The organism is Shewanella sp. 125m-1, assembly GCF_052977065.1.
Map to the genome: position 1 here is coordinate 88192 of NZ_JBRILT010000009.1, position 22388 is coordinate 110579.

17 protein-coding genes are annotated in these 22388 nt (G+C 43.6%); 6 read left to right on the forward strand and 11 right to left on the reverse strand.

Annotation, left to right across the window (positions count from 1 at the left end):
- Positions 1-81: 81 nt before the first annotated feature.
- Both ACVBIK_RS06655 and ACVBIK_RS06660 read right to left on the reverse strand, forming a co-directional pair.
- Positions 82-447, reverse strand: coding sequence for a PilZ domain-containing protein (locus ACVBIK_RS06655; protein ID WP_447160091.1), 366 nt, complete (start codon positions 445-447; stop codon positions 82-84).
- 175 nt (positions 448-622) lie between these two features.
- Positions 623-1168, reverse strand: coding sequence for a YgjV family protein (locus ACVBIK_RS06660; RefSeq protein WP_447160090.1), 546 nt, complete (start codon positions 1166-1168; stop codon positions 623-625).
- A gap of 466 nt (positions 1169-1634) precedes the next feature.
- Between ACVBIK_RS06660 and ACVBIK_RS06665 the strand changes: the two genes are divergently transcribed.
- Complete coding sequence (locus tag ACVBIK_RS06665; RefSeq protein WP_447169334.1) at positions 1635-2876, forward strand: DEAD/DEAH box helicase; 1242 nt, start codon at positions 1635-1637, stop codon at positions 2874-2876.
- 386 nt (positions 2877-3262) lie between these two features.
- Entirely contained in the window at positions 3263-4621 is a 1359-nt protein-coding gene (locus ACVBIK_RS06670; RefSeq protein WP_447160088.1) for an NCS2 family permease, read from the forward strand.
- A gap of 143 nt (positions 4622-4764) precedes the next feature.
- Here the strand turns inward: ACVBIK_RS06670 and ACVBIK_RS06675 are convergent, their stop codons facing one another.
- From ACVBIK_RS06675 to ACVBIK_RS06690, 4 genes are all read right to left on the reverse strand, one after another.
- A complete protein-coding gene (locus tag ACVBIK_RS06675) occupies positions 4765-6513 on the reverse strand; it encodes a GNAT family N-acyltransferase (protein ID WP_447169335.1) in 1749 nt (582 codons plus the stop codon).
- Positions 6514-6559: 46 nt separating this feature from the next.
- Positions 6560-7444, reverse strand: coding sequence for a UDP-2,3-diacylglucosamine diphosphatase (locus tag ACVBIK_RS06680; RefSeq protein WP_447169336.1), 885 nt, complete (start codon positions 7442-7444; stop codon positions 6560-6562).
- Between the two features lie 158 nt (positions 7445-7602).
- On the reverse strand, positions 7603-8958 hold the full coding sequence (locus ACVBIK_RS06685) for a YjiH family protein (protein ID WP_447160085.1): 1356 nt from the start codon (positions 8956-8958) through the stop codon (positions 7603-7605).
- 357 nt (positions 8959-9315) lie between these two features.
- Positions 9316-10860 (reverse strand): methyl-accepting chemotaxis protein, encoded by a 1545-nt coding sequence (locus ACVBIK_RS06690; RefSeq protein WP_447160084.1) that lies wholly within the window; start codon positions 10858-10860, stop codon positions 9316-9318.
- A gap of 414 nt (positions 10861-11274) precedes the next feature.
- Here ACVBIK_RS06690 and ACVBIK_RS06695 point away from each other — a divergent pair, with 414 nt between their 5' ends.
- The gene (locus tag ACVBIK_RS06695; RefSeq protein ID WP_447160083.1) at positions 11275-11910 is read left to right on the forward strand and encodes a DUF998 domain-containing protein; all 636 of its coding nucleotides are present in this window, start codon (positions 11275-11277) and stop codon (positions 11908-11910) included.
- A gap of 33 nt (positions 11911-11943) precedes the next feature.
- On the opposite strand, the gene ACVBIK_RS06700 is transcribed toward ACVBIK_RS06695, so the two are convergent.
- Together ACVBIK_RS06700 and ubiU are read right to left on the reverse strand one after the other, a co-directional pair.
- A complete protein-coding gene (locus ACVBIK_RS06700) occupies positions 11944-12801 on the reverse strand; it encodes a U32 family peptidase (RefSeq protein WP_447160082.1) in 858 nt (285 codons plus the stop codon).
- Between the two features lie 9 nt (positions 12802-12810).
- Complete coding sequence (gene ubiU, locus ACVBIK_RS06705; protein ID WP_447160081.1) at positions 12811-13812, reverse strand: ubiquinone anaerobic biosynthesis protein UbiU; 1002 nt, start codon at positions 13810-13812, stop codon at positions 12811-12813.
- 132 nt (positions 13813-13944) lie between these two features.
- On the opposite strand from ubiU, the gene ubiT reads away from it, so the two are divergent.
- A complete protein-coding gene (gene ubiT / locus ACVBIK_RS06710; RefSeq protein ID WP_447160080.1) occupies positions 13945-14457 on the forward strand; it encodes a ubiquinone anaerobic biosynthesis accessory factor UbiT in 513 nt (170 codons plus the stop codon).
- A gap of 316 nt (positions 14458-14773) precedes the next feature.
- Here ubiT and ACVBIK_RS06715 read toward each other — a convergent pair whose 3' ends face one another.
- From ACVBIK_RS06715 to ACVBIK_RS06725, 3 genes are all read right to left on the reverse strand, one after another.
- A complete protein-coding gene (locus tag ACVBIK_RS06715) occupies positions 14774-16528 on the reverse strand; it encodes a pseudouridine synthase (RefSeq protein ID WP_447169341.1) in 1755 nt (584 codons plus the stop codon).
- A 248-nt stretch (positions 16529-16776) separates the two neighbouring features.
- Entirely contained in the window at positions 16777-17034 is a 258-nt protein-coding gene (locus ACVBIK_RS06720) for a YfhL family 4Fe-4S dicluster ferredoxin (RefSeq protein ID WP_012156237.1), read from the reverse strand.
- 568 nt (positions 17035-17602) lie between these two features.
- A complete protein-coding gene (locus ACVBIK_RS06725; RefSeq protein WP_447169337.1) occupies positions 17603-19570 on the reverse strand; it encodes an alkyl/aryl-sulfatase in 1968 nt (655 codons plus the stop codon).
- A 775-nt stretch (positions 19571-20345) separates the two neighbouring features.
- Between ACVBIK_RS06725 and ACVBIK_RS06730 the strand changes: the two genes are divergently transcribed.
- Positions 20346-21773: a class II fumarate hydratase gene (locus ACVBIK_RS06730; protein WP_447169338.1), complete on the forward strand. Its 1428-nt coding sequence runs from the start codon at positions 20346-20348 to the stop codon at positions 21771-21773.
- Positions 21774-21874: 101 nt separating this feature from the next.
- Positions 21875-22372 carry an SPFH domain-containing protein gene (locus tag ACVBIK_RS06735; protein ID WP_447169339.1) on the forward strand — a complete coding sequence of 166 codons (498 nt, stop codon included), beginning with the start codon at positions 21875-21877 and terminating at the stop codon, positions 22370-22372.
- The last annotated feature ends 16 nt before the right edge of the window (positions 22373-22388 follow it).

A 22388-nucleotide genomic window follows, 5' to 3' on the forward strand; every position in this document is an offset into this window, starting at 1 on the left:
TATCTTGCCTTGTCGTGGCTGGAGTGTAGAGTCGCTGGATTACGGATTACGGATTACGGATTACGGATTACGGATTACGGATTACGGATTATTTGGCACGAATAATCGTTCTAATTCTCTATCTAATAATGCGGCATCACCAAGGTTGAGCTCAAGCAACCGTCGTAGATGGCTAATGCTCTCAACATCAATGTGCTTGCAAGCTAGCCCAAGCTGTTGGTTTTCTTGGTGCACTATCTGCACTTGCATCTGCAATGTGATTTCAGAGTCAGGAATTAAAATCTCGAGTTTCGCGCACTTTATATTCGGCTCCCACTGGGTTGGCTGCTCGATGAGGGCGCCATTAAGGCTAATATCTAATAGCTTGGTTCCCCAGCTGCAATCATGGCTAATGAGCTTAACATCTGTGGTAAATAGTAACCGCGAAAATAACCGTCTTTCATCCATATCGATCCTTGACCCTTTAGCATATTGAGTTGCTGCGACGCGAATATTGCTATGTTTGTATTCATGATCTATGGGCGTAATCATAAGCTACAAGATTATTCTTGTACAAATTTGCCGCCAACAAACTTGCGGACACTAAGCGTTAGCGTTTTTAAATACTCGTGAGTTAACGTATTTAAGCCGTTTGCTCACTGCGATATTGAGGTTGTCTATGGGGTAATAAGCCGTGTGTTAAAATCGCTACGGTCACTAGCTGGTATAACATTCCAGACCAAGACAAAAGGTACACAGAAAGCGTTAAGTTAAGCAGGTTGCTAAGTAAAATAGCACAGCGTAATTTTGTACCGCTTGAATAAAATAGCGCAAAACTCATCATTACAGCGCTGGCAACAGTGCACCATTCGCTCCAGTGTTCGGCCCATATAACGCCTTGTAGAATCGCAATGCTTGAAAACAGCACAGGCAGAATCATCTTAAAGTAACTATCCCGGCTTGAGCTATGTCGACACGTCGCAAAGCGCACAGCATTAACAAGTTGATTGAGCATGCCCAATGTGCTGCCAAGTAACCCTAAGTGGATTGCTGTGAGACCAGATGCGATGAGGCTGCCTGATAGCAATTGTTGATCATTTTTTTGAGAGTTGGCCCACCAACCAATGGCCATTGAAATAAAACCTAAAGCTTGGACCCAAAGTAACCCTTGATGTGATAATTCGAACACTAAACTGCAAAACCTAAAAGACATTAAAAAACGGATTGCTATTGTCGTTTTTTTGCGCAGGGAAACTGTGATCTCAAGTGGCTTACTCGGATTTATCGGTGCAGTTTTATAGCGACTTGTGAGCCAGATCGCTTAAAATCTGTTCAGGCTAAACCTGTCATATTCAAATAGGACGTTAATTGATAGCTTATCAATAAGCGGCAAAGGTAAAATAGCGGACTCACTTTTGCTCGATAGCTAATATGGGCTTTCGGTGTAACGGCTTGAAGTCGCAATTTGAGGCTAGCTTTTCGGTCTTAGGCCGATGGCGTTCATTGAGCACAATTGTTTTAGAATGCAATAGCACTTGTAAGTGCAAGTCGCCACCTACGAGAAATTGTTTGCTATGTTTAATGCTCTGGCTTGTTTCAACACTGAGAAGCCTGCAGCACTGTAATATTTATGTTTTAAATCAAGGAATACCGACGTGTCATTTTCATCTCTGCCTTTAAGTGAAAAACTGCTTAGTGTGATAGCACAAAAAGGTTACCTGCAGCCAACAGCCATCCAGGCTGAGGCTATTCCTGCTATTTTGGCTGGCCATGACATAATGGCAAGTGCCCAGACTGGGACCGGAAAAACCGCGGCGTTTACCTTGCCTTTACTGCAGCGCTTAATCGATAAAGCCTCCAGCGAGGAACAGAGTATAGTCAAACAGGCCTCGGTGCTGGTATTGGCGCCAACTCGTGAACTTGCGGTGCAGGTTAATACCAACGTTAGTCAGTATGCGGTTAATACCGATATTACTAGCATGGTGATATATGGCGGTGTGAGTATTGATGCCCAGGCGACAAAACTTGCAGCAGGTGTAGATGTTATTGTCGCGACTCCCGGGCGATTACTGGATCATGTGCGCCGTGGGACACTCAATTTATCCGGTATCGAATACTTGGTATTTGATGAAGCTGATCGCATGTTAGACATGGGATTTATGGATGAAATTAATGCGATTTTAAAGCAACTGCCAGCCAAGCGTCAGACTCTATTATTTTCAGCCACTTTTAGCTCGGCCATTTTTGACTTGAGTAAAAAGTTACTCCAAAAGCCGATTAGAATAGAGGTCGATAAAGCCAATAGTGCCGCAAGTAGTATCGAGCAAGTGGTTTTCGCTGTTGATAGTGAACGTAAAACAGAGCTTTTGTGCCATCTGATTAATAAGAACGCGTGGCAACAGGTGCTGATCTTTAGCCGTAAAAAGCAAACGGCTGACCTTATCGCGCAAAAAATGATAGCGGCAGGGATCGAGGCTAAGGCGTTTCATGGTGACTTAGGCCAAGGCGCCCGCGAGCAAGTACTTAATGACTTTAAGCAAGGTAAGATTAAAGCGCTGGTGGCAACCGATGTGGCAGCCCGTGGCTTGGATATTGTCGAGTTAAAGGTCGTTGTTAATTATGAAATTCCATTTGTGGCAGAAGACTATGTCCACCGTATTGGCCGTACCGGCCGTGCGGGGAACACCGGTAAAGCGATAACGCTCTACAGTGAAGATGACGCCTTGCTGCTAGAAGAGGTTGAGTCGGTGTTAGATAAGCGTTTGCCGCAGCAATGGTTAGAAGGGTTTGAGCCCGACTTAACTAAGCTTGAGCCTATTACGCGCAAGAACAGTAAAGCCGCTCAGCGCCAAAGAGCAAAGAAGCGTGCGTTAGGCGCTAATAAACGTCGCCGATAAGCAGTCGTGCTATTTGGCATGAATGAGTAACACTAACAATTAAGTCTTTAGTGTTACTTTTTACCTTTTAGCGCCCTCGACCTGAAAAGCCTTCATATGAATCGCGATTGGCATATTTTTTGTTGATACGAATCAAAAATCTTCTTTGTGAACTATTTCCCCGTTGTTGATTGCTGTAAACTCCGCGCCAACAACGGCTGTGTTGGTAAAAGTAAATTTTACCAGGCATATTGCTCGCAGGTCACTTTGTGTAAATATTCGTTTTAATATACATAAGGTGGATCTCTCACCCGACATTTTTAGTCGGGGCTCTTCCTGCCATAGCCAAGTGGCCAATTGAACTCAATTGGTTAACCCTATTTAAGAGATCAAAAGGTATCACTACTATGAAGTCTGAACAGACTCTTGCAAGCTCTGCTACTCCTACCGATTCTGTCTTGGATCGCTATTTCAAAATATCAGCCCGTGGAAGCACATTAAGACGTGAAGTGATCGCGGGCTTAACGACGTTTCTTGCTATGGTGTATTCGGTGATTGTCGTACCGAATATGTTAGGTGCTGCGGGATTCGACACTGGTGCAGTATTTATCGCCACCTGTTTAATTGCGGCATTTGGTTCCTTGCTAATGGGCTTGTGGGCAAACCTGCCAATGGCTATCGGCTGCGCAATTTCACTGACGGCATTTACCGCCTTTAGCATGGTGCTTGGCCAGGGGATCTCAATCCCGGTCACGTTGGGCGCTATCTTCTTGATGGGTATCGTGTTCACTCTTGTGAGTGTCACAGGTGTTCGTCAGTGGGTACTGACTAATCTGCCTAAGGGCATTGCTCACGGTACAGGCATTGGTATCGGCTTATTCTTATTGCTGATTGCCACCAACAGCGTGCAATTGATTGTTGCCAACGATACAGGTTTACCTGTTGCGCTAGGTGATATCCATAGTCTCCCCGTTATCGCGACCATTATCGGTCTGGCAGCAACCATAGGCCTTGAGCGCCGCGGCATGCCGGGCGGTATTTTGTTGGTGATTATTGCACTGTCGGTATTTGGATTAGTATTCGACCCAAGTGTTAAGTATCAAGGGCTTTTTGCTTTTCCTGATCTGATGTCTGATGAGTCGCTTATCGGCCAGCTTGATATCATGGGTGCATTAAATCCAGTCGTGTTACCGATTGTTCTGGCATTGGTGATGACCGCTATTTTTGATGCAACAGGTACCATTCGCGCCGTAGCTGGCCAAGCAGAGCTGCTGGATGACAAAGACAATATTATTGGTGGCGGTAAGGCGTTAACCTCTGATTCTGTAAGCAGTATCTTTGCAGGTGCCGTTGGCGGCGCTCCAGCTGCTGTTTATATCGAGTCTGCTGCGGGTACCGCAGCTGGCGGCAAGACGGGTTTAACGGCCACGATTGTAGGTGTGTTATTTCTGCTGATGATGTTTCTTGCACCATTAAGCTACTTAGTACCGGCATACGCCACAGCGCCAGCGCTAATGTATGTGGGACTATTGATGTTAAGTAACGTGACTAAGCTTGATTTTAACGACAAAGTCGATGCTATGGCCGGATTAACCTGTGCGGTATTTATCATTCTTAGTTGTAACATTGTGACAGGTATTATGCTGGGTTTTGTGACCTTAGTTATTGGCCGACTATGTAGTGGTGAATGGCGTCAAATAAAGCCGGGCGTACTGGCTATTACCGTTGGTTTAGTGGCATTTTATATGGGCGGCTGGGCTATCTAGCTTAAACGAAATAGAGTTAACCTCCATATTAACAGACGTCAAAAAGCCAGTCCTTGTTGACTGGCTTTTTTGTCTCTTGTTAGCCCCACAGAGTTAAATTAGTGGGTTAAGTTCACAGGCTAAATTAGTCGCTAAGTTAAGACTCATTTTATCTCATCGCCAAGTTGTAACTCTGGTCGGTGGCAATCCAAGTAGCGACTACGTTTCTTAGCGGTAAGTTTGTGAGTGTCAACTAACACTAAGCCATCGATACAATCACCAAATTCGACATCAATGCCAAAATCGAGAAACGTTACCCCACCTTGAGTGCACAGCTCACCATATTGTTTAAAAAGTGTTGGAATGGCGCTGTCCATGCTTGCCATTGTTAGCTTTAGTTGTTTAAAGCCCTCTGTGTAGTCTAAATGAGAGTAGCCTTGTTCAAGCTCTATTTCGCGGTTTACACCAAAAGTAAATGGGCTGTAGGAGTGAGCGAGTGCTTGCTCGCAGGCAAACTGGGTTTTATAAAAATGGATCAGACGCTCTTTGGCGCGCTCCGGAATTTGATCGCTCAAGGAGACCGGTCCAAATAGATAGCGGTATTGTGGATTACGAACTAAAAATGCGCCAATGCCAAACCATAGGTAATCTAAGCTACGCTTACCCCAATATTTAGGCTGCACAAAACTGCGACCAAGCTCTAATCCTTGCTCAAAGTAGGGCGCGAAATTATCGTGATAATTAAATAGAGACTGACTGTATAGGGCATCTTCCCCTTGCAGTTGATGCACCTCTTTAGCGCCGGCAAAACGATAGGAACCTACGATTTCGAGTACACTCGGATCCCACAAGACTAAGTGCTGATAATAGGCATCGTATTTGTCGGTATCACGGCGCTTACCACTGCCTTCGCCAACGGCACGAAAGGCGATTTCTCTAAGGCGGCCAATTTCACGCATAATTGGACTGCTTTGTTTATGTTGATACAGATAGATTTTTTTATTGTCTTGAGTTTCACCGAGCAGCTCACATTGATGTAATGCCGCCACCAGTTCTGCACGTGGTTCAGGATGGGCGATGGCATTTTGAGTGCTAAACAAAGGGCTACGGTTTTTGCCTATGCGATAGAGGTGGTTTTTCAGCAGTTTCACTTTGGTTTTTAACGGAAAGTCGGTGCTGTTTACGACTTCTTTGGGGATTAGCTCGCCGATACGAATGGGCATGGTTTTCTTAGCTTGCTTAAACATCTCTTTGATCAAGAGTAAGCTTGCTAACGGTTTGTAGATCATTGATGCGCCGTAAAAAACAGCCGAATTTTTAGCGTCAGCATACATGGGCAATAATGGCGCTTGGCAAGCTTTGGCTATTTTAACAAAGCCTGAATGCCAGTGAAGATCCACTACACCACGGGGGCGTAAGCGTGACACTTCACCTGAGGGGAAAATTAATACCGCTCCCTCATTTTTAAGGTGTTGATGGATATTATCTAGATGTAGCTTTGGGGTTCCGCCCGACATATTGCGTACTGGAAGCAGTATCGAATGCATGGGTTCGAGTGCCATTAATAACTCGTTGGCAACCACTTTAATATCGGGTCTGACCTTGCTGATGAGCTTTATCATGGCAAGGGCATCGAGGGATCCAATAGGGTGGTTGGCATAAATCACTACGCGACCTTCATGGGGGATATTTTCAATCTCGCTGTTTGGTACAGAGTAATTAAAGTTAAAGCTGGCAAGTACTTGCTCAACAAAGTCCACCCCTTTTAAATAAGAAAACTGTGTAGCGATAGCGTTACACTTTTTTTCGTTTAATAGGTAGCGCAGCATGGCTTTAGTCGGTGTTGATAACCAGGGGGTTTTATTAATTTTTGGCAGCTTTTGTTCTACTACATTGTCGACGGTAAATATCATGAGTTCACCTAAATTGAGTTCACTTGATTAACTTCGCTTAACTGGCTTAAGCAACACGCTGCTGGGTAGCGGCTTTCTGGTTATCGTCAAAAGAGTAAGACTGGATCAGTTCAGCCTCTGCAGTGGTTTCATTCCATTTCAGTAGTTGAATGTCGCCTTGTAGGGATTCAGCTATTAAGGTGCAGTTCTCCACCCAATCACCATCATTGGCGTAAAGGAGCTGCTGGTTGATGCACAGGGCAGGTTGGTGAATATGACCACAAATAACACCATCGACACGCTTGCGTTTAGCGTAGCGCACAACTGCAGCCTGATAGTCGTTAATGGCTTGCTGGGCTTTATTGATACGTAGCTTGACGTAACTGGCTAAGGACCAGTATGGGTAGCCAAACCACGTGCGGAGCTTGTGTAGCCCACGGTTTAGAAGCAGTAAGAGGTCATATAGGTGATCGCCCAGCTTTGCGTAAGCGCGGCCTATGCAAACTTCTGAGTCAAACTGATCGCCGTGCAGCATAAGCAACTTTCGGCCAGTAACTCCGGTGTGGATATATTCGGCCGCAATGGATAAATCCCAAAGGTGAAAACCATTATATGGCTTTAATACTTCATCGTGGTTACCTGGAATATAAACAATGTTGACCCCATCTCTAGCCATTTTAAGCAGTTGTTGCAGCACGAGATTATGGGATTCAGGCCAATAAACCCGTCGCTTCAATGCCCAAATATCAAAGATATCGCCAACAAGGTATAAAGACTCAGTCTGCATGTGTTTAAGTAACTGTGAAAGGTACTCAGCTTTACAGTCTTTGCTGCCTAAGTGCACATCAGATAACCATACGGCATTGAAACTCGGCTGAGTCGTTACGGGGGGGATCGGGCTGATTGATGAGGTGGAGGTTAAGCGTGTTTTTTCTCTGGGCTTATTGCTCATTGGCTTGCCATGTAAACGATGACTTGCAGTTAGACTAGAACGGCTTATTGACTGGTTGATGAACGATTTGTGGCGAATTTATGACAAGAATTGGCTACGGTGTGAAGCACAAAAAAAGGAGCGATAATTCGCTCCTTTTTTACTTAATGTCGTGAGAGTTAGAAAATAAGGTGAGCCACACCTGCAATAACAGGTAGCGTCACTAATGTTCTAAGAATGAACACGACAAACAACTCAAGGAAGTTGACCGGAATTTTACTACCAATCAATAATGCACCCACTTCACTCATGTAGATAAGCTGAGTCACAGACAAGGTTGCGATAATAAAGCGCGTCATATCTGATTCAATAGAACTGGCTAAAATTGCAGGGATAAACATATCTGCAAAGCCAACCATAATCGTCTTTGACGCGGCTGTTGCTTCAGGAACTTGTAATAGCTCAAGCAGTGGAATGAAAGGCATTCCTAAGTATTCAAAAATTGGGGTGAATTCGGCAATCATTAAGGCGATAGTACCAATGCCCATTACCACAGGGATCACGCCAAAAATCATATCAACGACGTTCTTCACGCCATCAATCAAAGTGTGCTTAACACCGCCAGCTTGAGACGCTTTATTAAGTGCCTGATGCAAACCCCAAGTAAATACGTTATAGCCTTCAGGGATCATTTCATCATCAGAGTGACGAGGCGTCTCATCAATATAGATGTCTTTCTTCCAAGAAAGTGGTGGCAGTTTAGGTACCACTATCGCGGCAACAAAACCGGCAAGACACACCGTGAGGTAGAAAGGGACGAACAAATGCTCCAATTGAACCTGAGAGATCACAACGAGAGAGAAGGTGATTGAAACCGCTGAGAAAGTGGTACCAATCACAGCCGCTTCTCTTTGGGTATAGAAGCGAGCCTCATATTGCTTGGTGGTCATCAAGATCCCGACGCTACCGTCGCCTAACCATGACGCCAGACAGTCGATAGCACTACGACCTGGTAGGTTAAAGATAGGGCGCATAACCTTGGTTAACATGGTGCCCAATAACTCAAGAAGACCAAAGTTCAGAAGTAGTGGCAGCAACATACCTGCAAATAAGAATACTGAAAACAGCACAGGTAATAGGTCATTTAGAACCAGCGCCCCGGTTCCGCCTGAGCGTATGGCCTCAGGGCCAACACCAAAGAAGGTTAGCGTGATAAAGATTGCGCCAAGTAAACGCACCACTAACCAGATAGGGCTGACGTTAAATAACGAGTTAAGAAAACGATGTTTAACAATAAATTGTGGCTGAAACACTTTGGTCAGAAGCGAAGCAATCGCTGTGAAGATAACCACAAATGTCACCATTGCGACGATTACACCGCTCAATAGATTCTGTAATCCTTTCGAGATGATCGCGATAGGGATCGTGAGGGCATCTTGATAACTGATTGGCATCATAAACAGCAATAGACCAATCAAAGATGGCACGATAAATGTGAGTATTGTTTTAATATTGTGGGTTTGTTTTTCTGACACTTTAATTAACACCCTAAATAACGAGATTTTGCTTAATGACAATAAACAGACGTCTATGCATAAACAGATAAGTTATTGAATATCCATTCAACTGTTAGTTGGCGAGCGAACCGCCATAAAATATCTTAATAACACCATTCTATTATTATGTAGTGTAATTCACTACGGGCGAATAGTTATTAGCTCAATATGATTATTTATATTGTATCGGAAGTTTGCAAAAAAGCACAAAACTTTTTTGCGGTTAACTCTTTTTAAAACAAATGTTTGCAAATGATGCGCAGATGTTGATTTGTCGTGTGCTGTTTTCGCCGTCACGTTTATTTTGTGACGGCAAAATGGGCTTTTGCAGAAGGTTTAACTAAATGTTTTTCTCAAAGATTTTGCTTTTTCTGCATTGAACTTTAACTCTTTAACAGAGGCCTCAACTAGATTAACCGCGCATAGGTTTTCACTCGATGCCTGGCTAATTTGAGTGATATTTTGGTTAATCTCACCAACAACTAAAGTTTGTTGCTCGGCCGCAACCGCATTTTGTACCGCTAAAGCTTGAATTTCTTTCATTGATTGATAGATGGTATCGATTTTATTAGCAGATTTTTCGGCATCTTCGCTGCATAATAATGCTTTAGATTTACTGTTATCCATCTGCTTTGACCATTCGGTTAGCATGGAAAACATTTTATCGACGCTTTTCGATATGCTGGTCGTTGATTGCTGAGTGCGACTCGATAGCGCTCTGACTTCATCGGCAACCACTGCAAACCCTCGACCTTGATCTCCGGCGCGGGCGGCTTCGATTGCCGCATTAAGTGCGAGCAAGTTAGTTTGTTCTGCAATGGAGTCAATTTCAGACATCGCACTGGCAACGCGTTCAGCTTCTTTATTTAATAGGTGGGCATTTTCTGCTGCTTGAGTAACAGAGTTTGAAAGGTGATTAATGCTGACGGCATTTTGCTGCATCATTTCGCGGCTATCGTGACAAACTTGATAGGTTTGCTGAATGCTTTCAGAAGTTGATTGGGTATTTTTAGCGACTTCGCTAATTGTCGATCCCATCTCTTCGGTGGCACTGGCAATAAGTTCTATCTGCTGGTTCTCAAGATTTAGACCTACATGGGTTTGCTGTGCCGCAGCTATTAGCTGGCTCGCAATATCTTCAATATGCTCGGCATTGTCTTGTGAGCGACCAAGCACGCCTTGTAGCTTGGCATCTTTCATCATAAGTTGAAAATCGAGTAAAGATGAAGTGTCACGACCACAATAGATAAAGCGGCTGATAGAGTCGTACTCTTGTTTCATCTTCATTAATCTTGCAGGTACTTTAAACGCCTCGTCATAAAAAATGGCCAGGTTGACGGCCATTAAGATGATGCCTGCAATGATGACCGCCCAGCCCCATATTGCACCGGCAATCAATAGCCCTGTACTTGCACAGATTGCTGAGAGCAATCTCTTATTGGCTAAGCTGATGGGGTCATCGACACGTTTACCTTGATTGAGACGCTGGTAGATTTCTGTGGCTTTATTGGTGAGTTGGGGGCTTGCCGCCATGCGAACCGATTGATAGCCGATGAGCTGACCTTTTTCAAATAAGGGCGAAACAAATGCATCGACCCAATAGTATCGACCATCTTTACAGCGGTTTTTAACCACGCCGCGCCAGGATATACCCGCTTCTAATTTCCCCCACATCTCTTTAAATGCTGCTTTGGGCATGTCTGGATGACGAACCATATTATGATTGTTGCCGATAAGCTCTGTTTCACTAAAGCCTGACACTTCAATAAACCTTTGGTTTACGTAGGTGATAACACCGCGTCTATCAGTGGTCGATATGAGTTGATCTGTCGGGGTTAACTTAACTTCCTGATTGATAAGGCTTACCTGTTTTCTTGTCATTATTATTCCGAGTGACAGCAAAAAGCATCGCAATTCCACAGCAATGCATTAACACAATGTTGTAGGGTATCTCATTAATACACTTGTTTAAATTGTCGGATGTAATTTTTTGTATATCTTTTTGAATAACAAGTTTGTTGACTGATTTAAGCTAACTTTTTGGGTTTAAAATCTTTTTATCCTATGATTTTTGGATTGTTTTTAGCAAAGAGCTTGATATTCTGTTTCACAGGCTATAAAAATAACAAATGCGTTACATTCCTGTGTCATAAATGTTTATTAAAACTCTGAGCTAGACCTCGTTACAGTAAGCCAATTCGATATACATTAATAAACGTTAATAAAGAGGTTAATTAGGTAACTATGCTCGTTAATAAATACAATAAAGTGTCAAGGTTAGCGTTTAGGTTTGGCATGCTGGGTATTTTTGGCCAAGTACTAGGCCTAGTGCTATCTATTGTGATGTTCGAGCACTTTGACGGTCAGGGATATAGCTTTTTAAACCACACATTGAGTGAGCTAGGCAGTTATGGACACTCTCGTTATGCCGTTATCGTCAATGGTGGGCTGTTTTTTGGTGGCCTGTGTGTAGTGCTATTTTGCTTACTGAGCCTGCAACTTGGCGACTCAGTTTGGCGTTACCCTTTTTTCATTAGTCTTGGGCTGACCTATTTAGCCTTTGCTGCGACAGGTCTTTTTCCGATTAATGTCTACCACCTACATATTATCGCGATCAAATACTTCTTTATTTTTGGCTGCTGTAGTCTGGTGTCTTACATCGGTTTTCAATTGATGGCGAAAGAGGCTAGATTCTCTATTTTGACCCAGATAAGTGCATTGGTTGCATTTGTGTCTATGAGTGCATTTCTGTTACTGCCTCTACTTAGCTTGGATTTAACAGAAGGTGATGGCGCATTTTATAATGAGATGCTACTCGCTCCCTTTCGCCCTGAAATGTGGTGGCCCGCCGTCGTGCAATGGATTGGCGTAGCCACCTTCTTAACCTGGAGTGCCTTGGTGATTAAGGATCTGAAAAAAACCTTTCATTAGCACAATGGGGTTAACTCATTTTCAAATTGTTGCTTATAGCGCTGGAACTTGGCTAAATCCGGCTGATTGATGCCAATAGCCGTTACAAGATGAGTCCTTATCCGCTATTGGTTGCAGCAAGATATTTTCTGCGATTTCTATGCTCTTTAGACTATGTGGCGATACTCTAAAATAGTCGACTCCCATCTGTTTCATCTGCTCAACTTCATTGGATAGATCAATTAAGCTTGCTGATTGGGTTTGAATACCGTTAAGCCGAAGCAGAGGTTGATCATCCATGGTTTGTGCGAGTAACCCTTTAGAGTGGGACAAACACACGATTTGGCAATCATCTTTTTGCAGTCCCAACTGGCGAGCGGTAAAGCATCGTGCAGAGTGAGCCAGTGGCAAATAGCCATGACCAAAGACTTCCACTTCAAAAGGGATAGGCTTTTCCGTTTCGATAACGTTGGTTAACCACTCTTTAGACAGTTCAATCGGCATCACAAAACGTTGCATGCCCCATTGATGCAGTTTCTTTAGCGTTGCAAAGTTATAGTTGTTGACGGTTGGACCACAAACAAAGGGTAAGTTACGCTCTTTGGCTGCTTGCACCGCTCCCATGTCATTGGCTTCGATAATAAACTCACCATTATCGACATGTTTTTGTAGCTCGGTATATTCAGATGGCGCCTCGAGCAGCGCAAGCGTTGAAAGTACCACTTGTTTGCCAGACTCTCTGAGCATTTGAGCTAATGCTAAATAATCTGCAAACTTAAGCTGTCGACGGCGACTACATACGGTTTCGCCTAAATAAATTAAAGGGATATTACTTTGTGCAACCTGCTGATAAAAAGCATTAACTTTTTCTTTTTCCCAGCAATATTGCAGTGGTCCGAGTGACGTTTTCATCATTAATCCTTATTGCCAGTTACGCTCATAAGCGCCAAGAGTAGTGGTTTGTCCCTCAGATACTTTTGCTAGCGCCTGATCCCAAGACTGCTGCGTTTGGTACTTTTCAGGTGCAGACATATAGCTGTCGATAGCTGCACGCCACACCTTAGTGACTTGCTCAACATAAGCTGGGCTACGCTGGCGTCCCTCAATTTTAAGCGATACCACATTGGCTTTAGCCAGCTCTGGCAGCAAGCTTAAAGTGTTAAGGCTGGTGGGCGATTCAAGAATATGACTTGGCTTACTGTTTTCAGCTGTGGTGTAACGGCCCTTACAAACAACCGGGTAGCCCATCTGCTCATCTAAACCTGATTTATCGATTAATACATCGTTTAGCAATGTCAGCCGATCACTGCCAGACTCCTGCCAACGTACGTGCTTAGCGGGTGAACATGAGCCGCCAGTGTTGGGCGATTGTCCCGTGACGTAAGAAGATAGGTGGCAACGGCCTTCGGCCATAATGCACAGGCTGCCAAAGGCGAACACTTCTAAATCGACGGGTGTCACTTTGGCAAGATCGCGTACTTGCTTCATTGAAAGCACTCGCGGCAATACCGCACGTTCAATATTAAACTCTTCTTTATACAGCTTCAGTGCACCTAAATTAGTTGCACTAGCTTGTACCGATAGATGCAAAGGAAGGTGAGGGTAGCGACTGTGTGCATAATCGAGTAACGATAAATCAGCCATGATTAACGCATCGACACCGGTGTCAGCAGCAAGATCAATCGCTTGATACCAGCGACTTTCTTCACCAGGCTTGGGAAAGGTATTGATGGTTAAAAATATCTTTTTGCCACATTTCTTAGTGTATTCGGCGGCTTGCTGTAACTTCTTAGGTGTAAAGTTCAATCCGGCAAACGAGCGCGCATTGGTGTCGTCTTTCAGGCCCAGGTAGACCGCATCTGCACCTGAGTTTAGGGCGGTTTTCAGTGAAGCGAGATTTCCCGCGGGGCACAGCAGTTCCATGTAGTTGCTCCAAAAATAATGAAACAGGAGTTTAAAAGGGAATGAAGATCAAATTTTTGATGTAAAACAGGTTTGTGATCATAAAATCTAGGTAATATTCCTTTCTTTGCCACATTTTGGATACATTTTTACATGCAAGGTTTTCTTCCTCATAAGTTAGCGCAACAAATACTCGAAATTGGGCCTAAAGTTATTGCTCGCCCATTAGCCATTGTGCCGTTTGCGATGAAGGCTGAGCTACTAAAACGCATCTTAGGTTTATTACTTTCAGAGCAAGCTGAAGACGATGAATTGAGCTTTTTAGCGGGCCGTTGGGTTGCGATTAATATTGAAGATTTAGGGTTAACTTTCGAAGTGACGTTTGATGAATGTTGGCATGTACGACCGCAACAAGATGCTGAAGTGACGTTTACTGGTCAATCTAAAGAGCTGTTATTAATCGCGGCGGCTAAGGAAGATCCAGATACACTGTTTTTCCAACGTAAGCTTTGCATTGAAGGCGATACCGAGCTTGGGCTCGAGGTGAAAAACTTACTGTTAAGTGTTGAGTTTGATGCTATGCCTGCTGCCATTAGAGTGACAATTGAAAAGTTAGCGCAGGCGCTACAAACTTTACAGGCCAAAGCACAGCCGAGCTTTGCATAAATGACTCACTTTTTAGCGCTCATTCGTTAGCGCTATTTGTTAGGGCTCTTTGTTTGAACTTATTCATTTAAAACTGTTTGAGTTTATTTGTTTGAGTTTATTTGTTTGAGTTTATTTGTTTGAGTTTATTTGTTTGAGGCGATTTATTAGAGCCGATAAACCAAGCTCTGGGTTAGATGTGAGTTAAGCGTTCGAGTTTTGGCTTAAGGATTTAGAAACTATTTCGTCCAGCAGATTAGAGAGCGGCATAGATAACGTCATAGATAAGCATGTGGGTTAAACATTTAGATTAACCCACATCATCTCAAGCAAAAGATTAAGCCTCTAAGCTAAAGTCGGCGTCGACCTCAAAGGTTAAGCGCTCCTTAGTCACAGGATGATTAAGTACCAACCTTTGGGCATGGAGGTGTAATCGATTCGCTTTGCAGCCATAAAGGTCATCGCCAATGATGGGCAGATGTAAGCCATCATGGTGGGCACAATGCACCCGCAGCTGGTGTGTCCGTCCCGTGTGAGGGTACAGATATAGCATGGTGTGTTTCGCGCTGCGAGATTTTACCTGCCATAGGGTGTGGGCATGCTTACCATGCTCATAGCACACCAATTGGCGCGGTCTGTCATCGAGATCTACCCTAAGAGGCAGGCTAATCTCCCCTTGATCACCTTGTACTTGGCCTGCTACCTGTGCCACGTAACGTTTCTCAACTGTTCGTGCAATAAACTGCTGCGCCAGAGACTTATTGGCGTCACGGGTTAGCGCGATGACCATAAGGCCCGAAGTGGACATATCTAAGCGGTGCACAATCAGCGGACCTGTCGCCTGAGGAAACATCGATTTCATGCGAGCATAAACAGAGTCAGTCACATTCTTACCCGGTACTGATAGAAACTCGGCAGGTTTATTAACCACTGCCATCGCTTCATCTTGGTATAAAATCTCGATAGATTTGCCTTCGGCAGGATTGGTGAGTAAAGGATTGGCATCCATCTCAATGCCTGCAAGCATGTGGCTTAAAATGGGTTGGCACTTTCCCTGACAAGAACCATAAAAGTTTTTATGCTGCTTGATCTCAGACTTTGGTGATGCTCCCCACCAAAATTCCGCCATTGCCAATGGTGTATAGCCTTGACTAAAGGCAAATTGCAGCAGTTTAGGCGCAGCGCACTCACCAGCACCCGCTGGCGGTTGCTGCGTAGGGCTATCTTTAAAGATCTGGTTGAGATCTTTAAGCTCGCCAGCTTGATTTAAAAATTGATACTGGGCAAAGATCTGTTGTTGTAAACGGTTAGACTGCTGGGCGCGCGTCGCTTTTATTTGAGTTATTTCATCAAGCAGACTATTGAGTTGGCTTGAAACTTCATGGCATCGACTATCCCAGTCCTGTTTTACCGCTTTAAGCTTAAATTTCTCGGCGACACTCTCTTTACCTAACTCAATATTAAGCTCGTTAAGTACAGCTTGATTCTGCTCTTTTTCAGCGCAAGTACGGCGTAATTTGCGCACTTTGCGATTTTCAATAATTTGCGCTCGTATAGCCTCTAACTCGCCCTCAGCCTGAAGGCGTAATGTGGCTAATTCAGTGGTTAATATTGAAATATTAGGGTTACTTTCAGCGACTTTGAGCTGCTCAGTTAACAGGTTAAGTGCTTGCATTCCGGCATGAAAAAAGCTTTCTTCGGCCAACATATCAAAAACCGGTGGTACAAAGCCATTGAGTAAGTTTTGCTCGGCTAATTTTCCAGAAAACGCGGCTAAATAACCAAGCTCCCCGCTTTTATTACGAACGAGTAATACTCCAAACATCTTGCCAATAGCTTCGGTTTTATCATCGCCTAAACCATTATTTGAATGATTGTCTAAACTATTGTCTGAGCCATTCTCAAAACTATTATCTAAACCAAAGTTATGCTGCCAGTCTGTTTGCGAACTTAAATAGGTTTGCAACTCTTTCGCGGCCAACAAACACAGTGGGTGTGGCTGGTAGTAAAAGGGAAAGGTAAAACGTTTTGGCAGCTCATAGCTATCGATAGGTGATTTGAAAGCGGTAAAGCATTGCTGAGCTGAGTACATGGGCATTTAACAACTTTTGGCAAGGATAAACGAGCGCTAAACTCAATTAGGTTAACTTGAATCAACCTAATTTAACTTAAGTTAACTTAAGTTAAATTGAGCTAGCACGGTAATGAGTGAGGCGAGATTTTACGCTGTCATCTCAATGAAGTCATTAGTCGGCGGACGTTTTTACGTGATACTTAATTGACTCGCCCAAAAACAAAAATGGAGCCATTAGGCTCCATTGTTAATCAGTAACACTAGGCTTATTCGACAGGCTTACCTGTGATGATGTGGTATTTAATTAATAGCTCATCATCTGATTCTTTGTGGTCTGGGTCAACAGCAATACAGTCGATAGGGCAAACCGAGATACAGGTTGGCTTGTCATAATGACCGACGCATTCGGTGCAAAGTACAGGGTCAATCTCATAGATCTCTTCACCCATAGTAATCGCCTGATTCGGACATTCTGGCTCACACATGTCACAGTTGATACAGCTGTCGTCGATTAATAATGCCATCTAATTAATATACCTTATAAAAATCATTCATAATAAGCGCTTACGTACATTCCTTATGAGGGTAATTGCTTTTCTTTTTCCCGGTTAACAGCGGATTATTTACGTTGATTTCACTATGTAAGTGACACAAATAGCAACACAAACTTAAGCCTAGTTTGGGTGATATCTAGTGTGTCATTAGTGAAATTTTTTACCGAATATTACCGAAAAAAGAATGGAAAAAGTCTCTTGAGGTCAAGTATATCACAGGGTGTGGACAAACCTAGCTTATCTGATTACAAGATGGCACTCGTGAAGTGGGCAAGCTAAATGGAAAGCTAAATTAAACAGCTAGATTAAACAGCTAGATTAAATAGCCAAATGAAAAAGCCATCAGCCCAGATATGCTGGTTCACACATCTAACGCATACATATCGCTTTTTCATTTAGCTTACACTCATAAAGCGTGTGTTACGGCAAAAAGCACTGCTAGATCCAATAACAAGATAGCAGTGCTCATAGAAGCGCTAAGGACGAAAAACCTTCATCCTTAGCTGTTCAACTAAGGTGCCTAAGATGACCTAGCACCTTATGGCGTAACCACGTTAAACCAGAAATTGAAATCATCTAGCATAGCGAGAAACGCTTTAAACTGCTGTTTGTCCCCAGTGATCTTCACATCGCCGTTTTTAATCGCCTCATCAAAGCTGAGTTCTTTCAGTTGAATACTGTTCATCGTTTTCATTGACATCTCTAGAGCCACATCGGGGTTATCGACTTGATTTTTACTATGATGCAGCACTGCATTTTCTAATGTCAGCGTGTACTTGCTGTTAAGGTCGGTAAAATCAATATTGATATTGAGTAACTTGCCTTCAGCTTTGCTTGAATCAAGCCTTACCGCTAAGAAGTCAAACAGCATTTCTGGTGTCATCGCTCTAATGGTATCAGGCGTTGCAGTTTGCGTACCTCCAGCTGATGGTACGCCGTTTCTCAGCTCATAAGCACCTTGTAAATACACTGAGCGCCAAGGGCCTGATTCAGCTTGGTAGCCAAGCTGCTCAAAAGCATCGGCTAACAGCTCTTTAGCTGCTTGATTGTCAGGATTAGCAAATACTGCATGCTTCATCACTTCTGCGACCCAGCGATACTCTCCTTGATCAAATGAAACCTGTGCTTTCTTGAGCACCGCGGCCTCACCACCCATAAACTCTATATACTTTTTTGCAACCATTTCTGGCGGTAGGTTATTGAGGTTCGAAGGGTTACCGTTATACCAGCCCATATACCTTTGATATACCGCGCGACTGTTATGGCGTAAGGTGCCGTAATATCCGCGCGTTGGCCAATTTTGCTCAAGCTCCGCAGGGAGCGTTATCATTTCGGAGATCTCTTCACCTGTATAGCCTTGGTTCATTAGGCGAACAGATTGGTCATGGGTAAATTTGTAGATATCACGCTGCTTTTTAAAGTATGGAATGATATTTTCACTATCCCATACTGGCCAGTGGTGACTTTGAAACTTCACTTTAGCCTGGTTCACCCAAGTATCAATGGTTTCGTCCAGAAAGCTTGACCAGATCAATGCATCTCGCACCTGAGCGCCACGTAGGGTTAGGATATTGTGCATGGTGTTAGTGGAATTCTCAGCCATCCATAGTGCTTTCATGTCTGGGAACCAGGTATTCATCTCGGCTGGTGCTTCACTACCTGGAGTGAGCTGAAACTCCATGTTAACGCCATCAATGTTGAGCTTTTCACCGGTTTTTGTGATCTCATGACTTGGCAGTAATAGGCCCGCAAGCCCTGTTGACACCGTCATTCCTAGGCCACCATTGACACCTCCTTTAGCATTACGAGGCAGTAAGGCACCGTACATATATACTGCGCGCCGCCCCATAGCGTTACCTGCAATCACATTCTCTGAAACTGCATGTTCGGTAAAGTGCTCGGGCGCAATAATTTGTACCTTGCCTGAGGCAACATCTTCTGCCGTTGCAATCCCGGTTGCGCCGCCATAGTGATCGATATGACTATGGCTATAGACGATAGCAACAACGGGGCGCTCACCTAGTTGTTCATTGATAAAATCAAGCGCGGCTTTGGCTGTCTCGGGTGAGATGAGAGGGTCGAAGACTATCCAACCTGTTTTGCCTTTAATAAAAGTGATATTGGTTAGATCGAACCCGCGAATTTGGTAAATATTGTCAGTGACTTCAAATAAACCATGTTGCATTACAAGTTGAGAATTACGCCATAAACTAGGGTTCACAGTATCAGGGGATTCTTTATCGATACTGATATAGTTTTTATATTGTTCTAGATCCCAGACGATGTTGCCCTGTGCATCTTTAATGGTGACCGTGTCGGGTTTGGCGATAAACCCACGCTGCGCATTGATAAAATCTTGTTTGTCACTGAAGGGCAGTGCCTTAAGGACGGCAGCATTTTCTGTTTTGGTAAATTCGGTTGCGGGTTTTGATTGTGTCGCTGCGATACTCGAGTTAGATAGCACCAGAGAAAATGCGACCAGTAGGGGAAGCTTGGATCTATTCATTACAAATTCCTTTTATAACGGATAACGGAAAGCTATTTAAAAATGTGCACAAAGTATAATCAACTTAGCCGGAAGTGATTGAATTATCAATAGCTAATGTAGCTTAGTCTTCTCTATCGTGACTTTTTGGGAAAGGGATACATATTTGCAGTTTAATGGGGGGCGGTCTTTTTTATTCTGAAGTAAGCCAGAGCATTAATCTAAAGCATTAATAAAAATAGGATATTAATTTAGAGCATTAATCTAGGGTGTTACTCGCATGATGTGGACTCGGGGTGCTTGGCCTTGTGGCAATCTCCCTTGTAACACGCTTAAGCCCGCTCACCATCTATCTGTGAACGGTGGCTGCCCCGATTAATGGCTGAACATACAATTGTCTTGTTCAACATTGGGGGCAATTTCGGGCAGTAAACAACAAGCCCAAGACTTGCTTTATTTGGGTTACTCTCCCATCCTCAGCTATAAGTGATAAGTGCAAGATGAGACTCTATCGACTGTACCTGTAAGTGATTAGTCGTTACTAGGTGCTCACAGTGAGTCGTGTTAGGTGAAGTACAGGTAAACATAGGCCTTTATAGCGCTTAATGAGTTTCCGTTAAGAGGTTCATCATCATGAACTCCGCGCTACCAACACGTAACGGCGACAATGCGACCTCATACAAACAGATGGACATAATTTAGTTAAGTCGTTTTGGTCATAATCCAAATTAGTGTTAGAGGTTGGCTGCAATATTGCTGAGTACTTTTTGATGCATCAAAACGAGAGTGGTTAAGTATGAGGAAAACATCGAAAAGAAACACGTCAGAGCAGGTTGGCTTTGCAAAAATTAACGTCCAAAAAGGTGCTTTGTGGGGCGAGCAAACACAGCGCTCGCTAGCATTTTTTAACATTGGAAGTCAGCATTTTGATCTAGGCTTCATTAAAGTGCTTGTTAACATTAAGCGTGCTTGCGCTGAAATAAATTACAGTCACTCCTTACTCTCTGCTAGCCAACACAGTGCAATCTTATTTGCTTGCGATGAAATTATACAGGGTGACTATGGCGCTCAGTTTCCACTTTCTATTTGGCAGACAGGTTCTGGTACCCAGACCAATATGAATGTCAATGAAGTGATAAGTCGCCTGGCTAGTGACCATTTAGTTGCTGCAGAGCTTAATGGTCAAGCTATAGGGCAGCCAAGCAACAGTATTCACCCTAATGATCACGTCAATTTATCTCAATCTTCTAATGATGTGTTTCCCACTGCTATGCATATTATCGTGGCGCAGCAAACTCAAGATGTTCTTTTACCTGCCATAGACTTACTTGAGTGCGAGTTCTCCTCAAAGCAAAATGAATTCAAGGGGGAGTATACAGTTGGACGAACACACTTAATGGATGCGCTACCTATCAATGCCAGCTCCTGTCTATCGGCATATGGGAGTCAACTTACTTTTGCAAAGCAAGCGATACAAGAGAGCCTGAAGGGTTTATATCAATTGGCGCTAGGGGGAACGGCGATAGGTTCTGGATCGAATGCTCCGCCATCATTTGGCCAACAGGTCATCAGTTTACTGGCTAAACATTATCGTCAGCCATTCATGCAATCAGCTAATTTGTATGCTGCAGTATCGGGTGAGGATGCGTTATTGCGCTACAGCAGCGCCCTTAAGCAATTAGCTGCAGTATTACAGAAAGTCGCAAATGATTTCCGCTTACTCGGCAGTGGGCCACGTTGTGGTTTAAACGAATGGTTATTGCCCGCAAATGAGCCTGGGAGCTCAATCATGCCAGGTAAGGTTAACCCTACTCAATGTGAGGCATTAAGCATGGTGTGTTTGCAAGTATTTGGCAACGACCTTACGGTATCGCTAGCGAGTTCCAATGGACAATTGCAACTGAATACTTACCGCCCGGTAATTATCCATAATGTATTGCAAAGTATAGAGCTGTTATCTGACGCTATGGTGTCTTTTGCTAAAAATTGCGTGCGAGGGCTACGGCAGAATCTGGATCAAATTGACAAGAATATGTCGAACAATTTATCTGTCATAACATTGCTAATGCCCATATTGGGATATGATAAAGCGACGAAAATTGTTCAGACTGCAGCACATAGGAATATCACTCTCGCTCAAGCGGCTGAATATCTAAATTTGATGGACCAGAAACAATTCCAATTGTTATTACAAAAACAACTAGATGAAATGTTGCCTAAGTAGTGACAAGTTTACAAGTCAGCCGGCTAGCTTGATAAATCACCTAAAGTGAACCTGACTTTACTATGACAAGATTTTCTTGCCATAGCCTCAAGGTCACAATCATGTCGTCACCTAATGACCCTCTCCCACCTGAAGACAGTTCAGACAATGCCGCTCCCTATAGCAGCTTTGTAAAAAGCGTAAAAAACCATGCGATAGAGACTCAACAGTTTTTCACCCGCAGCGGTATGAAAAATGTGCTCTTAATCGCATTACTTTTGATTATCGTTACGCTCTTTTGGCAGGCTGTTTATACCGTCCCTAGTGACTCTGTCGCAGTTGTGCAGCGTTTTGGTAAGTTCCATTTAGAAATACAACCGGGTCTACACTTCAAATTTCCTTTAGGTATTGATAAAGCGACGATTGTTCCGGTCAAGCGACAGTTAAAGCAAGAGTTTGGTTTTACTACCCCTGGAGCCAGAGATCCCTTTCAAGGCTCCATGGATAATGGAATGGACCCATCCACTTTTAATCGGCCTCGCAATGGGCCACGATGTATTTGCTTAAACTCATCAGAAAGAGGACGGGTCCACTATGAACATTACTACAATTGGTCTTGATATCGCAAAGTCTGTT